At 59.4% G+C, this 20929-nt stretch carries 19 protein-coding genes and 3 pseudogenes; 8 read left to right on the top strand and 14 right to left on the bottom strand.

The features are described from left to right. Window positions 1–12: 12 nt before the first annotated feature. Window positions 13–2196, bottom strand: a complete 2184-nt coding sequence (locus LB553_RS02530; RefSeq protein WP_224510300.1) for an acyltransferase family protein — start codon at window positions 2194–2196, stop codon at window positions 13–15. Window positions 2197–3184: 988 nt separating this feature from the next. Between LB553_RS02530 and LB553_RS30640 the strand changes: the two genes are divergently transcribed. The 3 genes from LB553_RS30640 (at window position 3185) to LB553_RS02515 (ending at window position 6957) form a co-directional block, all read left to right on the top strand. Beyond that, window positions 3185–3766 carry an autotransporter outer membrane beta-barrel domain-containing protein gene (locus LB553_RS30640; protein WP_318011475.1) on the top strand — a complete coding sequence of 194 codons (582 nt, stop codon included), beginning with the start codon at window positions 3185–3187 and terminating at the stop codon, window positions 3764–3766. A 16-nt stretch (window positions 3767–3782) separates the two neighbouring features. Further along, window positions 3783–6485, top strand: coding sequence for a PAS domain S-box protein (locus tag LB553_RS02520; protein ID WP_224510299.1), 2703 nt, complete (start codon window positions 3783–3785; stop codon window positions 6483–6485). Window positions 6486–6549: 64 nt separating this feature from the next. Next, entirely contained in the window at window positions 6550–6957 is a 408-nt protein-coding gene (locus LB553_RS02515) for a response regulator (protein WP_224510297.1), read from the top strand. A gap of 322 nt (window positions 6958–7279) precedes the next feature. Here the strand turns inward: LB553_RS02515 and LB553_RS02510 are convergent, their stop codons facing one another. Together LB553_RS02510 and LB553_RS02505 are read right to left on the bottom strand one after the other, a co-directional pair. Further along, window positions 7280–7519, bottom strand: a complete 240-nt coding sequence (locus LB553_RS02510) for a DUF6894 family protein (protein WP_224510294.1) — start codon at window positions 7517–7519, stop codon at window positions 7280–7282. Between the two features lie 15 nt (window positions 7520–7534). After that, window positions 7535–8272 carry a Crp/Fnr family transcriptional regulator gene (locus LB553_RS02505; protein WP_224510292.1) on the bottom strand — a complete coding sequence of 246 codons (738 nt, stop codon included), beginning with the start codon at window positions 8270–8272 and terminating at the stop codon, window positions 7535–7537. Between the two features lie 325 nt (window positions 8273–8597). Here LB553_RS02505 and LB553_RS02500 point away from each other — a divergent pair. Beyond that, window positions 8598–8918: pseudogene (locus LB553_RS02500) on the top strand (recombinase family protein); the annotation flags it as partial. On the opposite strand, the gene LB553_RS02495 reads toward LB553_RS02500, so the two are convergent. Together LB553_RS02495 and LB553_RS30435 are read right to left on the bottom strand one after the other, a co-directional pair. Next, window positions 8908–9189 carry a DUF6894 family protein gene (locus tag LB553_RS02495; protein ID WP_224510504.1) on the bottom strand — a complete coding sequence of 94 codons (282 nt, stop codon included), beginning with the start codon at window positions 9187–9189 and terminating at the stop codon, window positions 8908–8910. The pseudogene LB553_RS02500 and the gene LB553_RS02495 sit on opposite strands and share 11 nt — an antisense overlap. A gap of 73 nt (window positions 9190–9262) precedes the next feature. Beyond that, window positions 9263–9385 carry a hypothetical protein gene (locus LB553_RS30435; protein ID WP_263483885.1) on the bottom strand — a complete coding sequence of 41 codons (123 nt, stop codon included), beginning with the start codon at window positions 9383–9385 and terminating at the stop codon, window positions 9263–9265. A gap of 815 nt (window positions 9386–10200) precedes the next feature. Here LB553_RS30435 and LB553_RS02490 point away from each other — a divergent pair. After that, window positions 10201–10782, top strand: a pseudogene (locus tag LB553_RS02490) (sigma-70 family RNA polymerase sigma factor). An 11-nt stretch (window positions 10783–10793) separates the two neighbouring features. On the opposite strand, the gene LB553_RS02485 reads toward LB553_RS02490, so the two are convergent. Both LB553_RS02485 and LB553_RS02480 read right to left on the bottom strand, forming a co-directional pair. Further along, entirely contained in the window at window positions 10794–10961 is a 168-nt protein-coding gene (locus tag LB553_RS02485) for a hypothetical protein (RefSeq protein ID WP_224510291.1), read from the bottom strand. Window positions 10962–11096: 135 nt separating this feature from the next. Further along, window positions 11097–11234: a hypothetical protein gene (locus LB553_RS02480; protein ID WP_224510288.1), complete on the bottom strand. Its 138-nt coding sequence runs from the start codon at window positions 11232–11234 to the stop codon at window positions 11097–11099. Window positions 11235–11677: 443 nt separating this feature from the next. Between LB553_RS02480 and LB553_RS02475 the strand changes: the two genes are divergently transcribed. Beyond that, the gene (locus LB553_RS02475) at window positions 11678–11983 is read left to right on the top strand and encodes a hypothetical protein (RefSeq protein ID WP_224510285.1); all 306 of its coding nucleotides are present in this window, start codon (window positions 11678–11680) and stop codon (window positions 11981–11983) included. A gap of 10 nt (window positions 11984–11993) precedes the next feature. On the opposite strand, the gene LB553_RS02470 is transcribed toward LB553_RS02475, so the two are convergent. The 4 genes from LB553_RS02470 to LB553_RS02455 form a co-directional block, all read right to left on the bottom strand. Continuing rightward, window positions 11994–12233: a hypothetical protein gene (locus LB553_RS02470; protein WP_224510282.1), complete on the bottom strand. Its 240-nt coding sequence runs from the start codon at window positions 12231–12233 to the stop codon at window positions 11994–11996. Between the two features lie 49 nt (window positions 12234–12282). After that, window positions 12283–13461 (bottom strand): zinc-dependent alcohol dehydrogenase, encoded by a 1179-nt coding sequence (locus tag LB553_RS02465; protein ID WP_224510277.1) that lies wholly within the window; start codon window positions 13459–13461, stop codon window positions 12283–12285. A gap of 84 nt (window positions 13462–13545) precedes the next feature. After that, entirely contained in the window at window positions 13546–14331 is a 786-nt protein-coding gene (locus tag LB553_RS02460; protein ID WP_224510273.1) for an SDR family NAD(P)-dependent oxidoreductase, read from the bottom strand. A gap of 519 nt (window positions 14332–14850) precedes the next feature. Further along, window positions 14851–15426 (bottom strand): response regulator, encoded by a 576-nt coding sequence (locus tag LB553_RS02455; protein ID WP_224510269.1) that lies wholly within the window; start codon window positions 15424–15426, stop codon window positions 14851–14853. Window positions 15427–15821: 395 nt separating this feature from the next. On the opposite strand from LB553_RS02455, the gene LB553_RS02450 reads away from it, so the two are divergent. Beyond that, window positions 15822–16007 carry a hypothetical protein gene (locus LB553_RS02450; RefSeq protein WP_224510266.1) on the top strand — a complete coding sequence of 62 codons (186 nt, stop codon included), beginning with the start codon at window positions 15822–15824 and terminating at the stop codon, window positions 16005–16007. A 461-nt stretch (window positions 16008–16468) separates the two neighbouring features. On the opposite strand, the pseudogene LB553_RS02445 reads toward LB553_RS02450, so the two are convergent. Then, window positions 16469–16805: pseudogene (locus LB553_RS02445) on the bottom strand (transposase); the annotation flags it as partial. A gap of 521 nt (window positions 16806–17326) precedes the next feature. Between LB553_RS02445 and LB553_RS02440 the strand changes: the two are divergent. Then, on the top strand, window positions 17327–18493 hold the full coding sequence (locus LB553_RS02440; protein ID WP_224510263.1) for a beta-glucosidase: 1167 nt from the start codon (window positions 17327–17329) through the stop codon (window positions 18491–18493). Here LB553_RS02440 and glf read toward each other — a convergent pair. After that, complete coding sequence (glf, locus tag LB553_RS02435; RefSeq protein WP_224510259.1) at window positions 18490–19626, bottom strand: UDP-galactopyranose mutase; 1137 nt, start codon at window positions 19624–19626, stop codon at window positions 18490–18492. The two genes, LB553_RS02440 and glf, sit on opposite strands and share 4 nt — an antisense overlap. Window position 19627: 1 nt before the next feature. Next, window positions 19628–20800, bottom strand: coding sequence for a glycosyltransferase (locus tag LB553_RS02430; RefSeq protein ID WP_224510255.1), 1173 nt, complete (start codon window positions 20798–20800; stop codon window positions 19628–19630). Window positions 20801–20929 lie beyond the last annotated feature (129 nt).

Raw genomic sequence — 20929 nt, 5'->3', positions numbered from 1 at the left:
TCCCATCGTCTCTCACTGCGCATCTAACCTGCCAGCCGCGGCGCTCGGCGGTACCAAACGCACCTGGATCTTCAGGGGTTGGGCCGGCGCCTGACGAGCCGTTGACAGCAAGGGCACATACAGAGAGCTCAGGCTCCTCGCCATGGTTGCGGTAATGTGATCGGCATCCTTATAGATCGGCAAGCCGTTTCGAACGGCGTCGCAATGTCCATTGCTGCAGATCGTTTGAAGTGGATCGACAATGGCAGCACCGTATTTTTCAGCCAGGCGCGCCAAGATCGCACGCGAAAGCGCCTGCCGTTTCTCGACATAATCCCAAGGAGCGGCCACATCGGTGGAACGTCCTGCTATCATCGCCTTGGCGACCGCCTCCGGCATATAATGTCCCATCTCAGGGACATCCATGACCAAGACAACCTTGTTGCCTTGTTGCGTCAACTCTCCCATCAGGCGGTCGAGCGTTTCGACGACCGAGGCGGATCTGTCTTCAAGCGGTGGCGGCACCGACGGGTCGAAATAAACACCCTCGTTCGGCAATTCGGCATCGTGCACGTATTTGGGCCAGTAGGCGACTAGGAAGACGAGCGGGATGTGCCTGGATGCGATCAGATCGCGCACTGCTCCGTTGAAGTCGCCGCACCGTTTGGTCTCGCCGCGCGGTGTGAGCTGAACACCTGGCAAAGGCGGACATGAAGAATGTCCGGCAAAGAGACCAGTAACGCCTATTTGCGTGGCGGCTGCATCAAAAGCCGGAGCCATTGCGCCGGAGTGGGAGTCTCCCCACACGAGGAAAGCGGGATTGTCCGAACCTTCGATGCCGAGCGGGCACAGCTTGCCCATGCGTATATCGGCCGGCGTCGGTCCCGTTGTGTCGGAATCGGCGAAACAGGGCGGAACGCTGAACCGGCTTTCATCGTAGGTCGCGGCGTAGACATTCCGAGCATCAACCGGAAGACGGGATGGGTCGCCCTTGTCGTGGATCATCTGACTTCCAAAGCTGATGGCTACCGCAATCACAAGGACCGCTCCAGCAAACAGCGAACGCCGGCCGATCCAGCCATTGCGACCGCGGAAGGGCTGTTCGATAAACCACCACGAAAAAGCGGCGATGGCGAGCGACGTCAGGGCGATCAGGCTGCCGTGAAGCAAGGACAGTTCACGCCCGGCCATCTCCCGGCTGAACACGATGACGGGCCAATGCCACAGATAAAGCGAGTAGGAGATCAAGCCTATGAATACAACTGGCTTCGATCGCAGGATTTGGCCGACCGGCCCCTGCTCGTCGTGTGCATAGATCACCAGCGCGGCGCCAACGCAGGGCAGCAGTGCCGTCGGGCCGGGAAAGAGAGTGCGATCATCAAATCCGAACACGGCCAAGGCGATCAGCAACATGCCGCCGGCTGCCAAGCCTCCCCGCATGATCGACCGCTTCGGCCTCGGTATCGCGTCGAAGGCAATCAGCGAGCCAACCAGCAGTTCCCAGGCGCGAAACTGCAGCAGATAGAACGCCGCGATCGGCGAATGGAAGACCGTCCATGCGCTCGCCACAAACGAGACGATCAGCAACCCGATCAGGATGGACACCGTATGTCGCTGCGCGAACCGGTTGACCGCGACCAGCAGCAGCGGAAACAGAATGTAGAACTGCTCCTCGACCGCAAGCGACCATGTGTGCACCAGCGGCTTCATCTGCGCACCAATGTCGAAATAGCCGCTTTCTTTCTCGAACTGGATATTCGATGTGAACAACGCTGCGGCCTTCAGGCTGCGGGCGAAATATTCCAGCTCGGCGGGCATCAGCAGGAACCATGCGGCAATGGACGAGGCCGCCAGAACCGCAAAGAGCGCCGGAAAGATCCGCCGGATGCGACGCTCGTAAAAACGCAGCAAGCTGAAACCGCCCCGAGTGATTTCCCCCGAAATCAGCGATGCCATGAGAAAGCCAGAGATGACGAAAAACACGTCGACGCCAACGAAGCCGCCGCCGAAACCCGGAATGCCGGTATGGTACAGCATCACCGGAACGATTGCGAAGGCACGCAGCCCGTCAATATCCCCACGATAAGTAAGCCCCGCTTGCCCATCCCCGTGAATTGAAGCCTGGGCGAATGGACGCCTGAGAACGAGATTCAAACGTTTATTTCCCGAAATATTGCCGGTGGCAGGCGTTTTATAAGCGCAGTATGGCTTCAGCATGACTGGTCTCGATCTTCTGACGAAGGGCGAGGCCATTCCGGGGCCGGTTACGGTACGAAGCTCGATGCGTCCGTCCTCCGGGGTTTTCACAAGCTCGGCGACTTATCTGAACAGTCAACCTGTCTCATTCGGGATTCTGCGGCAAACTCGTTGATATTTCTTGCTCGCTCTGCCAGGCGACGTCCTGAGACAGTTTCGGGCTTGTGACCGAACCCTCGCGGCGCTACCGTCAAGCGGCGATCACTGGTTGCCTGCCCGTTGGAGGCAACGTTCGCGTAGCAGCAGGACCGCCCATCCCAACCGGCGGCCGCCGCGTCGGCGCGAACGGCAAGGCGCGCCGATTGGAGTTCGTTGGCCAGCACGTCACGCGGCGTGTTCGCGTCGGGCTGCGTCCACGTCGGGGAGAAGAGCGAAAGTGGCCGATCGAGGCGCTTCTCGACGACCGATCCAACCAGATTGGCGAAGGGGTTCCGTTGCTGAGTTCCCGGTCAACGGCCGAAAAGGGTGGTATTCTGGCGTAAATTCGTGTGCACTCGGCAGATTTAAACGAGTTGATGTTAAAAAAATGCTTAAAACCAAGAGCATAGAGTAGCCGTTGCGCCCATGATGGACTGGACGGATGGATATGCAATATCAAATAGTTGCAAGAAGCCGTGTGCAAAAATCACACACGAAAGTTCTGCTTCTTTTCTTTTTTCGTTCTCACGACGGAGCCGTCGACAGTCCTAATCGGATGCTCTCTTGCCGCCGATGTTGGCCGCTCCATCGCGTACGTTCGCTGCGATACCCATCGGCCTTAAAGTCCGATGGGCGTCCGATTTCCCTGGGGTTCTTGGAAGCTTTTCGAACTTCTGGGCAGGCCTCAGCCCGAATTGCGGTTGTTCTGGACAAAGCAGGATACTAGATACGCTTTTTGGACGACTTCTAAGGCCCGGCTGATGGCGTGTGCGCTGTTAGAATAGCGCGCGTCAGCACGCATCTCCCGACAATGAACGGCGGCTTTGCGACTCATGTCGGCCATTGGGGCAAACTTTGCCTTTGGCCGGAAGCGGACATCGCAGGTGACAATACTGGAGGTCGCCGTGCGCCAGAAGCAGACGATGCGAACTCGGACCCCGCGATCCGCATTGGTCGGCGTTCGGGCAATCCCGCCAGTCTCAGTGTGCTTGGTTTCGGGTGTCTGCCAGCGGTCCACTACGGCACCGTCTCGTCGGACGTCTCGTCGACCTTCGGCACCGGCTCGATCTCGGCCACCGGCTACGGCGTCGGCGGCACGCTGACCTGGTTCGGCAACAGCGGCTTCTACGTCGATACGCAGGCCCAGGCGACTGGTACGACAGCGACATCAACTCGTACGCTGGTCCTTGACTGGCTGCTTTTCTGCATAGGTCTGGGCGTGGTGCCGTGCAAGCTGCGGCGAACAGCTCGAAATAGCGCATCGTTTAGTCGCCGGATTTGCTGGCCTAGCGCCGGCGAACGCGTTCCAGCATCAGCACTTGCCGTTACTGGTCGTGTGAATAGTGCAGCTCGTTGGAACCTCTTGCGAAATCGGGTGTTAAACCGAGTTTAGGGGACTTTAGCCTCTCATGGAACAACGAGCTTTGCCCTCCAGCATTTCTGGCCCGCGAACCCTGTCGGGTGGCGAGGGCCGTGAAGTAAACATCGCGACCCTCCACTCCGGCAGCGAGCTGGAAGATTTCTTCGAGAATGCAGCCGTGGCTCTCCACCTGGTGGCCAATGACGGCACCATTTTGCGCGCCAATCGAGCCGAACTGGACTTGCTCGGCTATGCCGCGGAGGAATACGTCGGCCGCAACATCCGGGAATTTCACGCGGATGCCGCCGCAATCGACGACATTTTGAACCGCCTTTCTCGGCATGAGCAGCTTCAACACTATCGCGCGAGGTTGCGCGCCAAAGACGGCTCTATGCGTTGGGTGGAGATATCATCGAACGCGCGTTCAGTTGGGGGTCGGTTCCTCAACACCCGCTGCATCACCATCGACGTGACGGAAAAGGTCGAAGCGGAAGAGTTGTTGCGCGAACAGGAGCACAGACTTGCCCTGACCTATCACAGCGCTGGCGTGGGAATCGTGGAAGCTGACGCCGAAGGCCGGCTGCTGCGGGTGAACGGACATTTGTGCCGTCTTTTGGGCTGTACGCAGGAGGACCTTGTTGGCCGATCTATTTTCGATCGAACCTTTCCTTCCGACGTCGAGGCGGATCGCACGAAATATCGCCAACAGGTCGCCGGCGAGATCAAAAGCTACACGATCGAGAAGCGGTTCGTCCGCAAGGACGGGTCGCTTTTCTGGGCTGTCGTAACCTCTTCCAGCGTTTACGACGGCACCGGGCGGTTTCACTACGCAGTACGGGTGCAGCACGATATCACCGAGCGGAAAGAGATTGAGGCGACACTCGCGCAAAGGGCCGAGGAGCAGGCTGCGCTGCATCAATTGACGGAAATGCTGCAGCACGCCCATACCCGCGAAGACGTCTACGAAGCTGCGCTCGATGCGATCCAGCGCGGGCTAAGATGTCAGCGCGCTTCTATTCTGCTTTTGGAAGGCGGGATCATGAAGTTTGTCGCCTGGCGGGGCTTGTCGGACGCGTATCGAAGCGCCGTGGAAGGCCATTCGCCCTGGTCCGCAGCAGACCACGATCCGCAGCCAATTTGTTTGCGCGATGTGGAACAGGCCGAGCTCCCCAGCAACTTAAGACACGCAATCCGAACAGAAGGCATCGGCGCGGTCTGTTTCATTCCGATAATCGAAGGCGGGCGTCTGCTGGGCAAGTTCATGGCCTATTTCGACGAGCCGCATGAATGCTCGGCAGAAGAGATCGAAGTCGCCCGGACAATCGCACGCCAGCTCGGGTTCGGCATTGAGCGTGTTAAGACACAGAATGCGGCCCAGCGACTGGCGGCAATCGTGGAGTCGTCCCATGACGCCATCGTAAGCAAGGATCTCAGAGGCGTCGTCTCGACCTGGAACCGCGGCGCCGAGCGCCTCTTCGGCTATACGGCCGCGGAGATGGTAGGCAAGCCCATCACCACCATCATTCCCGAGGATCGGCTGGATGAGGAGCCGCTGATATTGGGTCGCATCCGCAATGGCGAACTCATAGATCATTTCGAGACGGTTCGCCGCCGCAAAGACGGAACGCTGATAGATATCTCTCTCACAATATCGCCGGTGCGGGATGCGTCCGGCCGTATCGTCGGAGCTTCCAAAATCGCCCGAGACATAACTGACAAAAGGATAGCGGAAGCGAAGATACGAGACAGCGAGCGCCACCTTCAAGACCTGCTCGCTGCCATTCCTGCCGCCATCTACACCACCGACCGCGACGGCAAGATCACCTATTTCAATGAAGCTGCGGTGCAACTCGCCGGCCGCACGCCCGTCATTGGCACCGACGAGTGGTGCGTGACATGGAAGCTCTACTGGCCGGATGGAACCCCGCTTCCCCACGATCAGTGTCCCATGGCCATCTCACTGCGCGAGGGCCGGCCCATCCGAGGATATGAAGCGGTGGCCGAGCGGCCGGATGGAACCCGGGTTCCATTCATTCCCTATCCGACCCCGATGCGCGATGCCGCTGGAAACATCACCGGCGCCATAAACATGCTGGTCGATGTGAGCGAGCGTAAGCAGGCCGAAACCCAGCAACGGATATTGCTCGACGAGCTCAATCATCGCGTGAAGAACAACATGATGATGCTGAAGTCCCTGCTTTCGGTTGCCGCGAGGACCAGCAAGAGTTCGGAGGCGCGGACCGTTCTGGATGAGGCCAGCAAGCGGGTGGCCGCCATGGCTGCCGCTCAGCGGGTCCTCTATGACACGCCCGACGCCGTCAACTTCGGTGCCGGACCTTTCTTGGAAGCTGTTTGCGAGACCGCTAGACAGATGTTCCCCCCGGCTGTGCAGTTGATCTGCGAGGCAGATCCGATCCAACTGCCAAACGACATTGCAATGCCGCTGGCGCTCACTATCAACGAGCTTTTGATCAACGCCGTGAAGTATGGCTTGCCTGGAAATGGGCATGGAACCATTCGCGTTTCCATCAGAAAAAATGGCCGAGCTATTAGCCTGGCGGTCGAGGATGAGGGCCCGGGCTTCGAATTGAATTCTGTGCGCTCGTCTTCGTCAGGCCTGCGACTCGTCGAAGGCTTGGTGCGACAGATCGGCGGGGCTTTCGAAGTCGGCCGGCAGCCGTCCAGATGTATCGTGACCTTTTGCCAGATGCCCCAGGAGATTGGCCTTGCGACCAAGAGCAGCGATACCTGAGTTGAGCCGTGCGGGGGACATCAATGGGTCCTTCAAGCCGCAGGTCGTCTTTTCCCGAGATGAGGTGAGCGGAGAACAGGGCGAAATCACCCGGAACCAGTTGATCTTGGTCGTCGAAGACGACTACCTGATCGCGCTGGATATAGAAGCCGGACTGCTGGCCGAAGGCTTCTCGCTAGCGGGCCTCGCGACCAGCGCCGATGAGGCGATCAGTATGGCGCTCTCGACCAAGCCGGTGCTTGCCCTCATGGATATCCGCTTGTTGGGCGAGCGGGACGGCATCGACGCGGCCGTGGAGTTGTACCGCGATCACGGGATACGATGCATCTTTACGACGGCGCACGGTGATCGCGACTTGAGGCTTCGAGCCGAGACGGCCAGACCGCTGGGCTGGGTGCAGAAACCCTATTCCATAGCGACACTAGTCGCAGCCATTCGAGATGCCTTTCAGGAGCTCGAAAAGGAGAGCTGAACGCGCGGGGAGGGCCATTTAAGCAGTTGGACTTCAGCTCGGCCGGTGCCTGGCACGGCGCGCAGGCGAGCCGTTGCGGAATCCGCACAGGTTGCATAACGGCCAATAGCAGCTTTGCGCCAGACCTGATCCTGAAAGCCGTCGTTGTTCATCTCGCGAGCTTGGGTGCCTCCAAGGTAGGACTCTCCGGTCTGGCCGCCCCTGCTGCAAGGCAACCCCCGACGCGAATTCGCGTTAGAGGGCTAGGGCAGCGAGTTGACACAGCCTGCACGTGAGCTTCACAGGCGGCGTGACCGCAATCAGTCGCGGAAATGGCTAACCTTCATTGACCACTCGGTTGCGCATGCAGCGAGAGGCTCAACCTTACCAGCTTCTCTCCATGCTCGTCGCGGATTTCGATGAACAACTCCTGGCCATCGATGTCCTCGAGGAATTCTCTCGTCAGGTCTATCAGACCTTCTATGGCCTGATGACGCGCGCTCGCGATCCCATCGCATTCGATGCCTACCTCATCCTTGAGGACAACGTCGCGATCACCGCTGTCAAAGAAGTATCTCGCCATCGCACCAGCTCGCCATCAGAATGTGTTTGCGGTCCTTTGATGCAAGTAGGTGGCGTCAAAATCTCCTGCTCGGACGAGGCCGGCCCAGTCAACAGCATGAAACCGGGTGCCCTCGGTAAATATCAGCCCGTTGCGTCGTAGTTCCTGAAGCACTCGGTTCACGTGGACGGTTGATAGGCCCAACGCGTCGGCAAGGACTGCCCGCGTAATCGGAAGATTGGCCACATGATCCTCGATGACTCCCATCGAGTGAAGGCGGACGATCAATTCGCACAATATGTGAGCCATACGAGTATAGGCGTCGCGCCTTCCAACGTTGGTAACCCATTCTCGGTATATTGCTGCATCGATCAGCGTCGAGCGCCAAAAAATGGTTGCTATGGAGGCATGTCGGTCACAGATGGCTCGTAAGGTATCGTGCCGCATGAAGCCGAGACTGGTGCGCGTCAGCGACGAGAAGGTGCAGTCAAGCACCGAGAGATGCATTCCGTGCAGATCGGGAATATCGCCCGGAACAAAGAATGACGTGATCTGCCGTTTGCCCTCGCCGGTAAGCTTGGTCGTTCCCACCAACCCCTCCAGGACGACGAACGAATGAGTGGGGCCATCTCCCTCGCGCACAATGTCCTCGTTCGCCGCACAGTCCCTTTTTGAAAGAGGGATGGCTTCTAAAATAGCTACGTCTGACTGGGTCAGATCGGAGATGTTCTGAAGCTTACGGATCAGAAGGTTCGGAGAAGGGACATGTGCCAATTTGGGTGACCGGTTTGGGTTGCCTCCCGAACATGGATCGGGCGCTAATGTTCCCGATCGCGTCTGTCGAGCGGCTTTGCCTCCAAGAAAGAGCGCTTGCAAATGTTCTAGGAGCTGGTTGCGGCGGCCTCGGCTTATGGGTGATGGCTTTCGCGTCTCGAACGAGCGAGGACCAGTTCGTGCCGAGTAGCGAGATCAACTGTCGTGCCTGTGCCTCGGTAATCCCGGTTTCTTCCAAAAGCCTCTGCACGAGGTCGCGGCCCGAGATAATTGGCATAGGCGTGGCTTCAAAGAGGCATGACCGCAACAAGGGATAAGACATCGTTTGACGAGGCTTGATCGGCTTGGCCGGTGTGAGCAAAAAGGCGCTTTCTTATCGTACTCGATCCACACGTTTCGACCCGCGGCAAGCTGGGCCACATCGGGCTTACTGTCCTTGGCATGTCGCTCGATGGAGCGTCGGTTCATCAGAGAGCGGCAACGCGATGGCATTTGAGCACCCAAGCGCGATGGCGTGTACAAAGGAGGTAAACAGCGGCTGGATAGAAGCCGTGTTATGGTCCTCCAGGCCGACGGCCTTGGCATGGCTGGCATCGCTAAGGTTATTGGTTGCTCCAGAATGGAGGTATACCGCACTATTCAGTCGCACCACGTTGCTCGGCCCCTAGTGCTGATCTCGTCAGCGAAGGATGTTTCGGTTTCACCGGAATTGCGCACTGAACCCGGAGCTGCATCAGCTCGCTGCCGGTGATATCCCGGATTGTGCACACCACATCGCGGTCCTTTCCACCAATTACCAGCCTGCGCGCTACCTCGAAGGCCCTCTCCTTGGCTTCCTTGAGGCCCGGAAGGTTGGTCCCTCGCGCATCGTGGTAGACATCGCCGCTGTGGGACAGATCAAAGAAAAACCTGGCCATGACGCCTCATGATGCCGCGGGTGACTGGCGGGCACTCGTAATCTGATGATGAAGGGACGGACGGAGGTTGGCCTCAGTAAATCCCCAGGACAATAACGAGGATGATTCCGATCGCTGCCAAGGTCATGACCGCGACCATTGCGGCTTCAAACGGGCCGACGCCGTTTCTTACGAAATTCATGGTGCGTCCCCGCATGTCCCTGTCCTTTTCTGGTGTCCAAGCTAGGCCGCGACGTGTTCCCGTGGAATAACACATGTTAGCGGGGCACGAAAAAACTGTTTCTGAGCTTAGGCACACCTGAAACTGAAATCGGGTCTTGGCGAGAGCTGCGACCGCCTGCTCGTATGAAGTCTTCAGTCGTGAGCTCGAGAGTGCGTCATCGGCTCGCCATCGATTGTTAGAACGACAGAAATGGATTTGATCCTGTTCTAACGGCCTCTCGGCCGGAACAGCGAAACTTGGCGGCCTTAAATCCGAAAAATCGAAAAAGGCTATCATATGTAATCGCGTGCGGTGCCTCACCTTGCGTAATTGCTGGGTCAACGAGCTTTTCGGGCGAGGACGCAATGCTGTATCCAGGTCGGTTTTTGGAGGCGAACGAAATCGGGATGCTCGTTCGCGTTCTTCAGACAGTCTGCAAAGAGCGCGGCATTTTACCCGTTTCGGAACAGGGGGAGCGCTTAGCTTCCCATTTGCTCAAGCTATTTATGAACGGCTTGACTGGGGAGCATGAGTTGCTTGACGCCGAGAGGAACCGGGCTCGACGGCACTGCCAGTCCTTCCGGCAGCTCTCTGCCGGTCACGCGTGCACGGGGGAGGCCGCGTGAATAAGTCCTGCAATGTCGCTCCGACTGCGGCCCACCACACTGCGGATCGTGGTCGTTCGCTCCGAAGCGCTTGACCTGCACGATGGCGCTCGCGGCGGGCAACAAAAAATAGGAACGTTCCCTTTTGTCAGGCATTTTCCTCGGTCTGCATCTCATCCACTCCTAATTGCCGGGCCCGGAAAATTGCCAGCCACAGAGCATAATCCGTCGAACCCTCGCGCCGGTGAGATCTCGATCGTCAATCTCATTCCTGCCTTGCGGGCATTTGCGCGAACGTTCTGTCGGGGGGCCGACGACGCCGACGATCTCGTGCAGGAGAACTTGACCAAGGCACTTACCAACGTGGACAAGTTCGAGCCCGGCACGCGCCTGAAGTCCTGGCTCTTCACGATCATGCGCAACACGTATTTTACGCGTATCAAGGCCGCGGCGCGGGAGGCCCCAGGGCTGCTCGACTGCGCCTCCAGCCGGCCAATTTCGGAACCGTCCCAGGATAGGTCCGTCTAAAGCAGGGAAGTGCATCAAGCCATCCAGAAGCTGCCGTCCCATCAGGGTGAGGTTTTGATGCTGATTGGTGTGCTAGGCGTAAGCTACGAAGAAACCGCGGAGATATGCGGTTGCGCCGTCGGCACCGTCAAAAGCCGTCTCAACCGTGCCCGTGCCGGTGTTCTAGGGCTCCTCGGGGAAAGCTCGCCGCAAGAGCTGATCGAGCGACGACTTCAATTTTCGGGCAACCATTGGGACACTGAAGGCGCAAGACGCTAAGACCGCCAAATCTACCGGCGCTGAGCTGCCTTCATTGCCTTCGCTTCTCTCATCAACGAGGCCCAATTCAGGCCGAGCAAAGAAACAAGTTCGAGCGCCTGCGCTTCGGTGATGCCCGTGTTTGCGACCAGCCGCCGAACGAATTCGTCCACTTCCGGAGTTCTGCTATCCTGCGCCATCGGCACGACTCGCAATCGGCTACGACAACTCGTCTATTTTAGCGTTCCACCGCTCAGCGCTGGCGCAACGATAGCGGCAACGACGAGCCTTGGAGCCCAATCTCAAGCAATGCTGCATCTTCGCCGGTGACGTCTTCAACCGCGCTCGCCGGTGATGTCGCTCTTGCGTTTTTCGATCAGCGCGTTCTCCAGTTCGAGTGCAAGCTTTGTGAGCCGGTCAGAAACATGTTCCCGCCCGATAGCGGTCAACAGCGAAGCGATCTCCTGATCCAAGCTGTGGATCGCCTGGGCGCAAAGATCGCCCTCTCTCCTGCGAGACATCGCGTTCACTCAAACAGCAGAGGCCTTGAATTCACTGAGATACACCGGGTCCGAACTGCCGCCCGCACGTTATGTTCCGCCGGCGCGGCGGATAAGGGAACCGGCACATCGTCGAAGCTGCCAACCTTTTCGCCGTCCAGCGGTCCTTCGCTCCCCAGCCATACTTGCGGCCTTCGCGGCCGCACAGGAATCGAATTCCATCGCGCCCTCGCTGGCCCCCGGCGATGGCGTGGCCGATCAGAACCGCGCCGGGGCTTTCGTCGGCATCAGCCGGATCGAAAGCACCACAGCCCGAATCGCGGTGATGAAGTCCGTAACAGGAACAGACGACGGCACCGTTCTGAATCGTCATGCATCGCGCCAGTCGGTGATCAGGGAGCGGCAGGCCCGCTGCGATGGAACGCCAAAGCTATGGCGGACAGCACGCCGCGATCAGTTCGGCCCCGTCGGGAAGCAGACGGCCGGCCGGTCGTCGTTCGCACGAAAGGCAGGGGCGTCGCCCTGCGCATGATTTCGGTGAGTCCGAAGACACCCAGGAATTGATCGAATGGGACGAATTCTTCCGCATTTTCGACGAGAACGATCTCGTCTTTCCTGCGTCAGAGCGCAGCCAAATATGTCGGCAGGCCGAGATGATGGCGCCGCTGAGGGGGAGGAGGCCCGCAGCGGCGCCGCGGCAGGCGGTCAGGCTGCCGCATTAGTAGGCTGCGCTCAATCGAACGGCTTATCCGTCGGCCTCGGCGTCGGTCCGGTCTCGCGCCGGCGGCCAGTGTTGCGGTTGGCAATGCGGCTGTCCAGCGGCGAGGTCGCCGGCTCCCGGGCGCCAGCAGTCTTTGGAACAGTTGGTCTCGCGCCCGCATCGCTGTCCTGCGCATCGCGACGCGGATGCGGAAGGCCTTCGGGGCCGGGCGTCTTCACCGCAGGCTTGGACGGGTCTTTCGCTTGAGCCATTTCGAATCCTTTCTGGTTCAGCAAGAGATATGCTAGGCGACCCGCGTGATCAGCCGTGCGGGCGCATCACCACCTTGATGCATCCATCCTGCTTGTCGCGGAACGTTTTGTAGAGGCCGGGTCCTTCGTCCAGACCGGCGCGGTGCGTGATGACGAAAGTCGGATCGATGTCGCCGTTCAGCACCTTCTGAAGGAGCGGCTGGAGATAACGCTGCGTGTGGGTCTGGCCCATACGAAACGTCAGCCCCTTGTTCATCGCCGCGCCGAACGGGATGTGGTCGACGAGGCCAATATAGACGCCAGGCACCGAGATGGTGCCGCCCTTGCGGCAGCAATAGATCGCCTCGCGCAGCACATGCGGCCGGTCGGTGCCAAGATAAACGGTGGTCTTGGCCTTATCGAGCATGGAATCGGGCGTGGCGGTGGCATCGGCTTCGGTGCCGACACAGTCGATGCAACTGTCCGGGCCGCGCCCGTCCGTCATGGCCATCAGCGCATCGTAGATATCGGAGTTGCTGAAATCGAGTGTCTCTGCCTTGCCGTGGTCGCGCGCCATGGCGAGCCGCTCCGGCACTTTGTCGATGGCGATGACGCGCCCGGCGCCGAGCATCCACGCGCTCTGGATTGCGAACTGACCGACCGGACCGCAGCCCCAGATGGCGACGGTGTCGCCTTCCTGGATACCGGCGTTCTCGGCTGCCATATAGCCGGTGGGAAAGATATCGGAGAGGAACAGCACCTGCTCGTCATCGATGCCGTCAGGCACCTTGATCGGGCCGACATCCGCAAACGGCACTCGCAGATATTCGGCCTGTCCGCCCCAATAGCCGCCGACCAGATGCGAATAGCCAAACAGGCCCGCGGGCGACTGGCCCATGACCTTGGCGGCCTGCTCGGCATTAGGGTTCGACCGGTCGCAGAGCGAAAACAGTCCGTTCTGGCAGAACCAGCATTCTCCGCAGGAGATGTTAAAGGGAACAACCACTCGATCGCCCTTCTTGAATTTCGTATGGTTGCGGCCAACCTCCACCACTTCGCCCATGGTCTCATGACCCAGCACGTCGCCCGATTTCATCGTGGGCATGTAGCCGTCCATCAGATGCAGGTCCGAGCCGCATATGGCGCAGCAGGTCACCTTGATGACGATGTCGCGGTCGTCCTCGATCGTTGGATCGGCGACCTGTTCACAACGAATGTCGCCTTTGCCATGCCAGGTCAGGGCTTTCATCGGGTCGTTCTCTATGAGTGTCGATGCTAGCGGATGTGGCCGAACTGGCGCTGGGCTGGAATGTTCCGGATCGCGTCCGCGCTCTCAGTGATCTTTCGCCGTGCCCGGTTCGGCCATGTTGCGGTGCTGTTCGGCCAACGTGCCGGCCGGCGTGACGTGTGCGGCGGCAACTTGCATCTTGTTCTTCCAACCGCTGACAACCTGTTCCTCACCGGCCAGCATGGCGTCATAGCCGTCCCTGGCCACATCGACAGGATTGTCCTTTTCTTGTACCCCGATCTCGGTATCCATCATGTCGGCGCGTTCGAAGAAACGGGTCTGCGTGGCGCCCGGCATCAGCACTGTCACGCTCACGCCGCTATCCTTCAGCTCATGACGCAGCGCGATGGCGAAGGAATCAATGAATGCCTTGGTTCCGGTATAGACCGCCTGGAAAGTGCCCGGCATGAAGCCGGCGATCGAGCCGGTAAACAGGATCCTGCCGCGACCGCGCCGGACCATTTTGCGGCCGAGCCGATGAGCGAGATAGACCGTGCCGGTGATATTGGTATCGATGACGCGGCGTGCCTCGCTCCAGTCCTGGTCGACAAAGCCCCGGCCCAGGCCGCGCCCCGCATTGAGGAACAGAAGATCGATGTCGCGGTCGCCGATCTCGGCGATCAATTTGTCTGCGCCTTCCTCGCTTGCAAGATTGGCCTCCACCGCGTCGACCGAGACGCCATGCGACCGGAGCGCATCAGCGGCCTGCTCTATGGCCGGCTCGTCGGCGGCGATGACAAGGTCATAGCGGTCCTTGGCGCAGAGTTTCGCGAGCTCCTTGCCGATGCCGCTCGAGGCGCCGGTGACGACCGCCAGTTTCCCGTTGTCCATTGGATGCTCCTGAGTGGTTCGGCCGAACATCCGGCTGAGCAGAATGTTCCTCGGGCAGGAGGCTTTCCTGGCGCTCGAACTGCCATGCAATCGCCGAGCAAACCGCGTGGGGCAATCCGGCTGATCAGCCAAGAGCAATGGCCATGGGACTCTTGCGGACCTGAACAAGAAGCTGACCGAAAACCTGCACGCCCATGGCAGTTGTTGAGCGATCCGAGCGCCGACGCGCCGCGGGCGGGTGAAGGAGATCGTCGAATTTTCTCATACTCTTCGTGTAGCCTTTGGCGCGAAACGGTAAGCTGCAGATCCTCGGGATTATCCACGAACATATTTATGAACAGGACTGACTCGGCGACCGCTCGACCCGCTGGCGCGGCTACGGGGATCGATTCTGGAACCTGACGGAACTTTTGGGCAGGGGAGCTTTGTATCGTCGGCACCAAGACCAAGAGGCAGGGATGCAAGTTCTCGACATAGAAAATTGAGAACGGCAGGCCGCCGGCGGTCAGCTGCCTACAATCAGTGCAGCAAACGGTCGCCTCGCAGCTGCGCTATCTTGCGCATGATGGCGTTGAGCCAGTCTGCGATCGAAGACCCCTCGGGCCTCTCGTCGATATCCTCGAGCGCCTGTTCCAAAGTGAGCTCGACAAGACGGTCGGAAGCGCCGGCATCGTCCAGCAGCAGGCGCGCGGTGAGCCGAAGCTTGGGGAGCAGCGCGACCGCGTCCTCCGCTGTGGACGCCGGCTGTGCGACGGTCAATGGCTCTGCGGAGGGCTCCGGCGCAAACAATGCATCGATTACGGCGACGCGGCTTGAAGATTTGCTCAGGCTGCTCGCAAAACGCAAATGCTCGGGAATGGCAATCTCGTCATAGCCGCTGAAGAACACAAAGGGCACGTTGCGCCGCATCAATTCGTCCGCAACCGGAAAAACGTGGCAGCCATGCAGGTCGATGTCCAGGATAGCGGCCTCCGCCGCCTGCGCATGCCGGCCGGCCTGCTCCACCGTCGCTGCCGGTCCGAGGATGATAGCACCCATGTGAGCGAAGAAATCCGCTAGATCGCTGGCCAGCAGCCACTCGTCTTCCGCGATCAACAGATGAAGTCCCCTGAGGTTTCGCACACAAAGCTCCTTTTTCGTAACCGGTCGCGGACCTCAGTCGCGGAGGCATACCGCGCCGACACTGGCGCACGTATCAACAAGGTCGGAAGCAAAACGATAGAACGCGCCTGTGGGTGAACCGTTCCAGCAGTTCGCTGGGTGCGCTTCGACCCGATCTGGCAGCTTTACTGACTGCTCCCGCGCAATCCTACAGGCGCTGGAGAGATTCCTGATCGGCTTCGGAAGGCAGAGGGCGGCGTCGGCTTCCACATTAGCGACAGCTGCGCCGAACAAGGGGAGTTCGCCAGTCCAGCAAACCACCCGAGCAGGAACCTTTTTTCCGTGGGTGGGTTAGTGGGCAGGCATTAACCCATGTTAGGGGAACGGCCGTGGCGCAAAAGATTCGTGAAGCACTGCTATCCGAACAGGAACCGTCCGGGACCACACTGGATCGCAGCATGAGTGGCCGGTTGGACTCGTTGACATACGAGGATGCACCTTCTCGAATGCTGGAGCTGGCGCGCAAGCTCGACACCGCGATTGCGTTGCGCGCGCGCAAAGCCAAGCCGAGCTGAGACGCTGACGCCGGTAATAGCGAGACGATCGGAGCCCGGTGTTCGTTCGATCTGGAAGCTGTACGGAGGCGATCGAATGAGACGTATAATGCGAAGCCTCCTTGCCGAGATTCTGCCCGGTTGGCCGCGGCGAAAGGCAGGAGTCTTGACGCCGAGGCAAGATTCGGCCCTTGTGTCGACGGACACAAGATCTGATGTCCGGACCGCCAAGCGCTCAAGCGACGCAGGGGATCACAAGGCTCTCGCAAATAGCGGTTCGCCGGCCCTTTCGACTGCCCGCCGGTTCGAAATCAGATTGCTCCTCCAGCAATCACGGTCCCATTCAAGCAAGGGCGCGTCGCCCTGCAGGGCGACGGGCCCTTTTGATGGGGATCGTGTCTCAGGAAGTGGTGTAGCCGACGGCGCTGGCGCCGCGCTCTTCCGCAGGAAGCCGGGCTGATCAGCGAGCCACGGCTGGCAGGGCTGATGAGCGGATCATCGCTCATCCGTCTGATGGTTTCCAGTGTCATGTAGCGGGCCCGCTGCACGGCCATTCATCACTCTGCTCGAGCAGGATTGCGCCGACGAGGCGGACGATGGCGTTTCGTTCGGGAAGATCCCGACCACGTCGGTTCGGCGCTTGATCTCGCCGTTGAGACGCGCGATCGGATTGGTCGAGTGCCGCTTGGCGCAATGCTCCTTGGGGAAGGTCATGTAGGCCACCACGTCAGGTTCGGCGTCGTCCGTGATGGCGGCGAGCTTAGGGACCTCTGGCCGGATCTGGTCGGCGACGGCGCGCCATTGGGTGACCGTCGTCGCGCCGCGTGACCCTGATCTTGCCGATCAGGCGCTGTTCCTCGGGAAGCGAAATTGGAACTGACGCAGCCTAAAGCGATGGGCACTTCCTAAAGGGACTCTTTACGCTCCTGCGCATTTATCGGCTTCGGTGATTTGGGGATGGCATGGGGGCTATCTCACGCGATCGCGGAGCAGAAACAGAAGCGCTTCGAAATTCGCGAAATCGAAGACCTGCGGTGCTGGCCTATGCGGCCGCGGAACTGCGGAGCAGTTGCCATGGCGTGTGCATCGTAAACCGCGGTGCTGCTCGATGGGTAGCGTTGGACGAGAGCCAAAACCGGTCTGGCCAGTTTGCAAGCCCGTGTCACTCAGGGCATCGTGGAGTGCCGCCGCGATCGAAGCCTGGAACATCTAACGCTGTTCTGGGTTGGGCCCCCGTCGCGTGGGAGCAAACGTTTCATCGCCGAGAGCGCCGTAAGGAATTCAATATCAATTTCGGTGCGCAACATCCGGCGGCGCACGGCGGAGCAAGACAAAGTTTGATGCCTGATCTTCTTCCGCTCAGTTTCGACAGCTTCTTCATGGCGGGGTTCGAGTGTTCTTCGCATCATCGGAAAGATGGCCTACGTCTGGACCTTGTCCGGGCCACTAGCCACGACATCCACGCTGAGGACGACTACCGTCGATGCTCGAAGTTGGGATTGAGAACCATTCGTGATGGACTGCGGTGGCATCTGATCGAAACGGCGCCGGGCGTCTACGATTGGTCGAATTGGAAGTCCATGCTGGATGCCGCGAGTGCCGCCGGCGTTCAGGTCATTTGGGATATCTTTCACTACGGCTCTCCCGATCACCTCGACCAGGGCAGCGAACAGATGATCCAGAGCTATGCTTCCTTCGCAGCCGAAGCGATCCGACTGCACCGAGCGGTGACCGGGAAAGCCGCGGTGGTCTGTCCCATCAACGAAATATCGTTCTTCGCATGGGCGGTCGAAGTCGGATATTTTCCGCCAGCCGGACCTAGAAAGAGGGGGTGGTTCAAGCGGCATCTGGTCAAGGCGGCCGTACAGGGTATCCGTGCAATGCGTGAAGCAGACCCCGAATGCCGTTTCGTGTGGGCAGAACCGCTCATCCACATCGCGCCGCGCGACCGCACTCGTCAGGAGGTCCGTCGTGCGGAGAGGGCCCGCCAAGGGCAGTTCGAAGCATATGACATGCTGATGGGCCGTATCGAGCCAGGGCTGGGAGGAGCCGAGGATCTGATCGATGTGATTGGCCTCAACTTCTATCCGCACAACCAATGGTACCTGCATGGGCCGACAATCCCGATGGGCCACCATGAATACCGGGCTCTATCAGAGATGCTTGTCGAGGTCGCCCGACGCTATGCCAAACCCCTATATATCGCAGAGACCGGCGCCGAAGGATCCGCAGGACCCGCATGGCTTCACTACGTATGCGATGAAGTTCGGACCGCGATCAGTCAAGGAGCTCCGGTCGAAGGAATCTGCCTCTATCCGATCACGGCTTATCCTGGATGGGACAATTCTCGGCACGCCGAGGTTGGCCTTTTTTCCGTCATCCATGCGGATGGTTTACGCCGCGTTCGTCAACCGATGGCCGATGAACTCGGGAGGCAGCAGAAGCTATTCGCTGACATTTTTGACTCGCGCGACCTGGCGGTGCCGGACGACCGCAGTGGCGGCTAAGCGGGCGTCGCGATGGCCGTCTGCAAATCATCCGCAATCGGTACCGTCTTCTGAATGCGCGCGAAAGTGGCCAAGGCCTGTCCTACGACCTGATCCATATTGTAGTAGCGATACGTTGCCAAACGGCCGACGAACCACACGTCGGGGCAATTTGCAGAAAGCGCTTCATATTGTTTGTATAGCGCTTCGTTTTCCGAACGCGGCACCGGGTAATAGGGGTCGCCAATGTCTGTCGGATATTCGTAGGTGAGGCTCGTCCGGACATTCTTCTGACCAGTCAAATGCTTGTACTCGGTGATGCGCGTATAGGCTTCCGTTTGGGGATAATTGACCACGGCCACCGGCTGAAACTGCTCGCAGTCGAGGGTGACATGCTCGAAGCGCAATGAACGATAAGGCAGACGGCCAAGCTTCCAGTCAAAGAATTCATCGATCGGTCCGGTGTAGATCAGCCGCCGGAAGGGAATTCGCTCTCGGACCTCGCGATAATCGGTCTGCAACATGATCTTGATGTTAGGATTGTCCAACATCCGTTCGAACATGCGCGTGTAGCCGGCCGCCGGCATCTGCTGGAAGCTATCGCCGAAATAGCGATCGTCGCGGTTCGTTCTGGTCGGAACGCGGGCCGTCACGGACTTGCTCAACTGGCTGGGATCGACCCCCCACTGCTTCCTGGTGTAGCCGCGGAAGAATTTCTCATAGAGTTCTCTGCCCACGGTGCTGACAACCACATCCTCGGCAGTATTGACTTCGTCAATGGTTTCACGACGCGACGCGAAAAAGTCTTCCAGCTCTGCCGAGCTCAGCTGCAGACCGTAAAGGCGGTTGATCGTGTCGAGATTGATCGGAATCGGCAAAAGCTTGCCGTCGACGAAAGCGAGGACACGGTGCTCGTAAGGCCGCCATGCGGTGAAGTACGACAGATAGTCGACGATCGACTGGGCGTTGGTGTGGAATATATGCGGTCCGTAACGATGAATGAGGATGCCCGCTTCGTTATAGCAATCATACGCGTTGCCGCCGATGTGGCTGCGGCGGTCGATGAGGAGAACGCTTTCGCCCCTTTGCGAGGCGATCCGTTCCGCGAGAACACTGCCGGCAAAGCCCGCTCCGACGATCAGCCAGTCGAACATGTCATGCGCTCCTGCGGAAGGGCACGACCTTCTTGCTTGCACCGGCCTGCTTGATGTGGGCGGCCATGGCCTCCCATGTTCGCTGCCAGGACATGTTGGCGAGATAGGCATCGACCGCTGGCAGCCGCGCGTCGCGCGGCTGCGCCAGCAGTGCGCGCAGCTTGGGCTCGATATCTTCGGCGTCCGCAATATCGACGAGGCCCGCGGCGCCGTAGCTCCGCACGACATCGACGATTGCAGTCGAGATCACGGGCAGACCCGCGGCGAGGAACTCGGGAGTTTTCGTCGGACTGATGAAGCGCGTGGCTTCGTTGAGCGCGAACGGCATCCAGCCCACTTCCCAATGCCGGAGGTACTCGGGCAGATCCGTGTAGGCTTTGTTGCCGAGCCAATGCAGGTTTTCGGCTCTCGGCAGGCGGTCAGGATCGATCTTCACAACCGGACCGAGCATCACGAAGTGCACGTCCGGCATCGTCCTTGAAGCCTGCGCCACGAGACCCATGTCGAGGCGTTCGTCGATGACGCCGAAGAAGCCCACCCGAGGGTGTGGGATGGCCAGTTGATCCGCTGGTTCCTCGCCTGGCGTCCTCGCCTTGTGAAAGTGGCTGACGTCGATGCTGCTGGGGAAGGGATAGATTGCCCGATGCTGGCAGCGCTTCGCTTCGAACAGGCTTAGGCCGCCAGTGAAGACGACATCGGCGCGCTCGAAGAGCGCCCGTTCCATCAGCGCAAGTTGGGCCGGCGCATTCTTGAATGCCGAAAGCTCGTCCATACAGTCATAGACGCATACGTCGAAGTTGACATGCGCGCTGAACCGCAAGGCCATCGGGGTATAATACCAGGCGGTCAACTGAGCGTGCGGCGTCGACGCGATGATCCGGTCAAGATATCTGCGCTGGATCGCGTCCGCCCTGGCGGGGCTGGTGCCGATCGGCAGCAAGGGGGTCGCGATCCGGACGCCCGGCGCCACGTCGCAAAACCGAATGGACGAATGTGAGCATTCTTCGAAGATCGGTTCCTCGAAGTAGATGATCTGATGCTCTTGCGAGGCAAGGGTGAGAATGTGCTGTGGGCGTTGATAAACGAAATTCCATCGCAAATGGGAAAAGCATATCAGTAAATCTTGTCCTTTTCTGGTTCTGGTGGTGGCCGGTATTCTTATCGCCGCATCCATGTAAGCTTTTCCCTGATGACATTGCCGTTGAGACTGCGAATAAAATTTGTTGTTCGCGAGCTGCAAAAATCGTTTGCAGCCATGTGTCTAACTGTCCGCCGAATAACTTGTTCCAGCCGCGGACCGCGG

This window comes from Mesorhizobium sp. CA8 (assembly GCF_020164955.1).
In the GTDB taxonomy this organism is placed as follows: Bacteria; Pseudomonadota; Alphaproteobacteria; order Rhizobiales; family Rhizobiaceae; genus Mesorhizobium.
Note: the sequence above shows the minus strand (reverse complement) of the source record. Positions and strands in the feature narration are given on the sequence as shown.

What these genes read in the sequence shown, in the direction of transcription:
- LB553_RS02520 (WP_224510299.1), top strand. Translation starts at nt 3,783, where the DNA reads ATGGAACAACGAGCTTTGCCCTCCAGCATTTCTGGCCCGCGAACCCTG.
- LB553_RS02475 (WP_224510285.1), top strand. Translation starts at nt 11,678, where the DNA reads ATGGAACGCCAAAGCTATGGCGGACAGCACGCCGCGATCAGTTCGGCC.
- LB553_RS02510 (WP_224510294.1), bottom strand. Translation starts at nt 7,519, where the DNA reads ATGGCGAGATACTTCTTTGACAGCGGTGATCGCGACGTTGTCCTCAAG.
- glf (WP_224510259.1), bottom strand. Translation starts at nt 19,626, where the DNA reads ATGTTCGACTGGCTGATCGTCGGAGCGGGCTTTGCCGGCAGTGTTCTC.
- LB553_RS02530 (WP_224510300.1), bottom strand. Translation starts at nt 2,196, where the DNA reads ATGCTGAAGCCATACTGCGCTTATAAAACGCCTGCCACCGGCAATATT.
- LB553_RS02440 (WP_224510263.1), top strand. Translation starts at nt 17,327, where the DNA reads ATGCCTGATCTTCTTCCGCTCAGTTTCGACAGCTTCTTCATGGCGGGG.
- LB553_RS02430 (WP_224510255.1), bottom strand. Translation starts at nt 20,800, where the DNA reads ATGGATGCGGCGATAAGAATACCGGCCACCACCAGAACCAGAAAAGGA.
- LB553_RS02470 (WP_224510282.1), bottom strand. Translation starts at nt 12,233, where the DNA reads ATGGCTCAAGCGAAAGACCCGTCCAAGCCTGCGGTGAAGACGCCCGGC.
- LB553_RS02465 (WP_224510277.1), bottom strand. Translation starts at nt 13,461, where the DNA reads ATGAAAGCCCTGACCTGGCATGGCAAAGGCGACATTCGTTGTGAACAG.
- LB553_RS02485 (WP_224510291.1), bottom strand. Translation starts at nt 10,961, where the DNA reads ATGGCGCAGGATAGCAGAACTCCGGAAGTGGACGAATTCGTTCGGCGG.
- LB553_RS30640 (WP_318011475.1), top strand. Translation starts at nt 3,185, where the DNA reads ATGAACGGCGGCTTTGCGACTCATGTCGGCCATTGGGGCAAACTTTGC.
- LB553_RS02460 (WP_224510273.1), bottom strand. Translation starts at nt 14,331, where the DNA reads ATGGACAACGGGAAACTGGCGGTCGTCACCGGCGCCTCGAGCGGCATC.
- LB553_RS30435 (WP_263483885.1), bottom strand. Translation starts at nt 9,385, where the DNA reads ATGCGGGGACGCACCATGAATTTCGTAAGAAACGGCGTCGGCCCGTTT.
- LB553_RS02495 (WP_224510504.1), bottom strand. Translation starts at nt 9,189, where the DNA reads ATGGCCAGGTTTTTCTTTGATCTGTCCCACAGCGGCGATGTCTACCAC.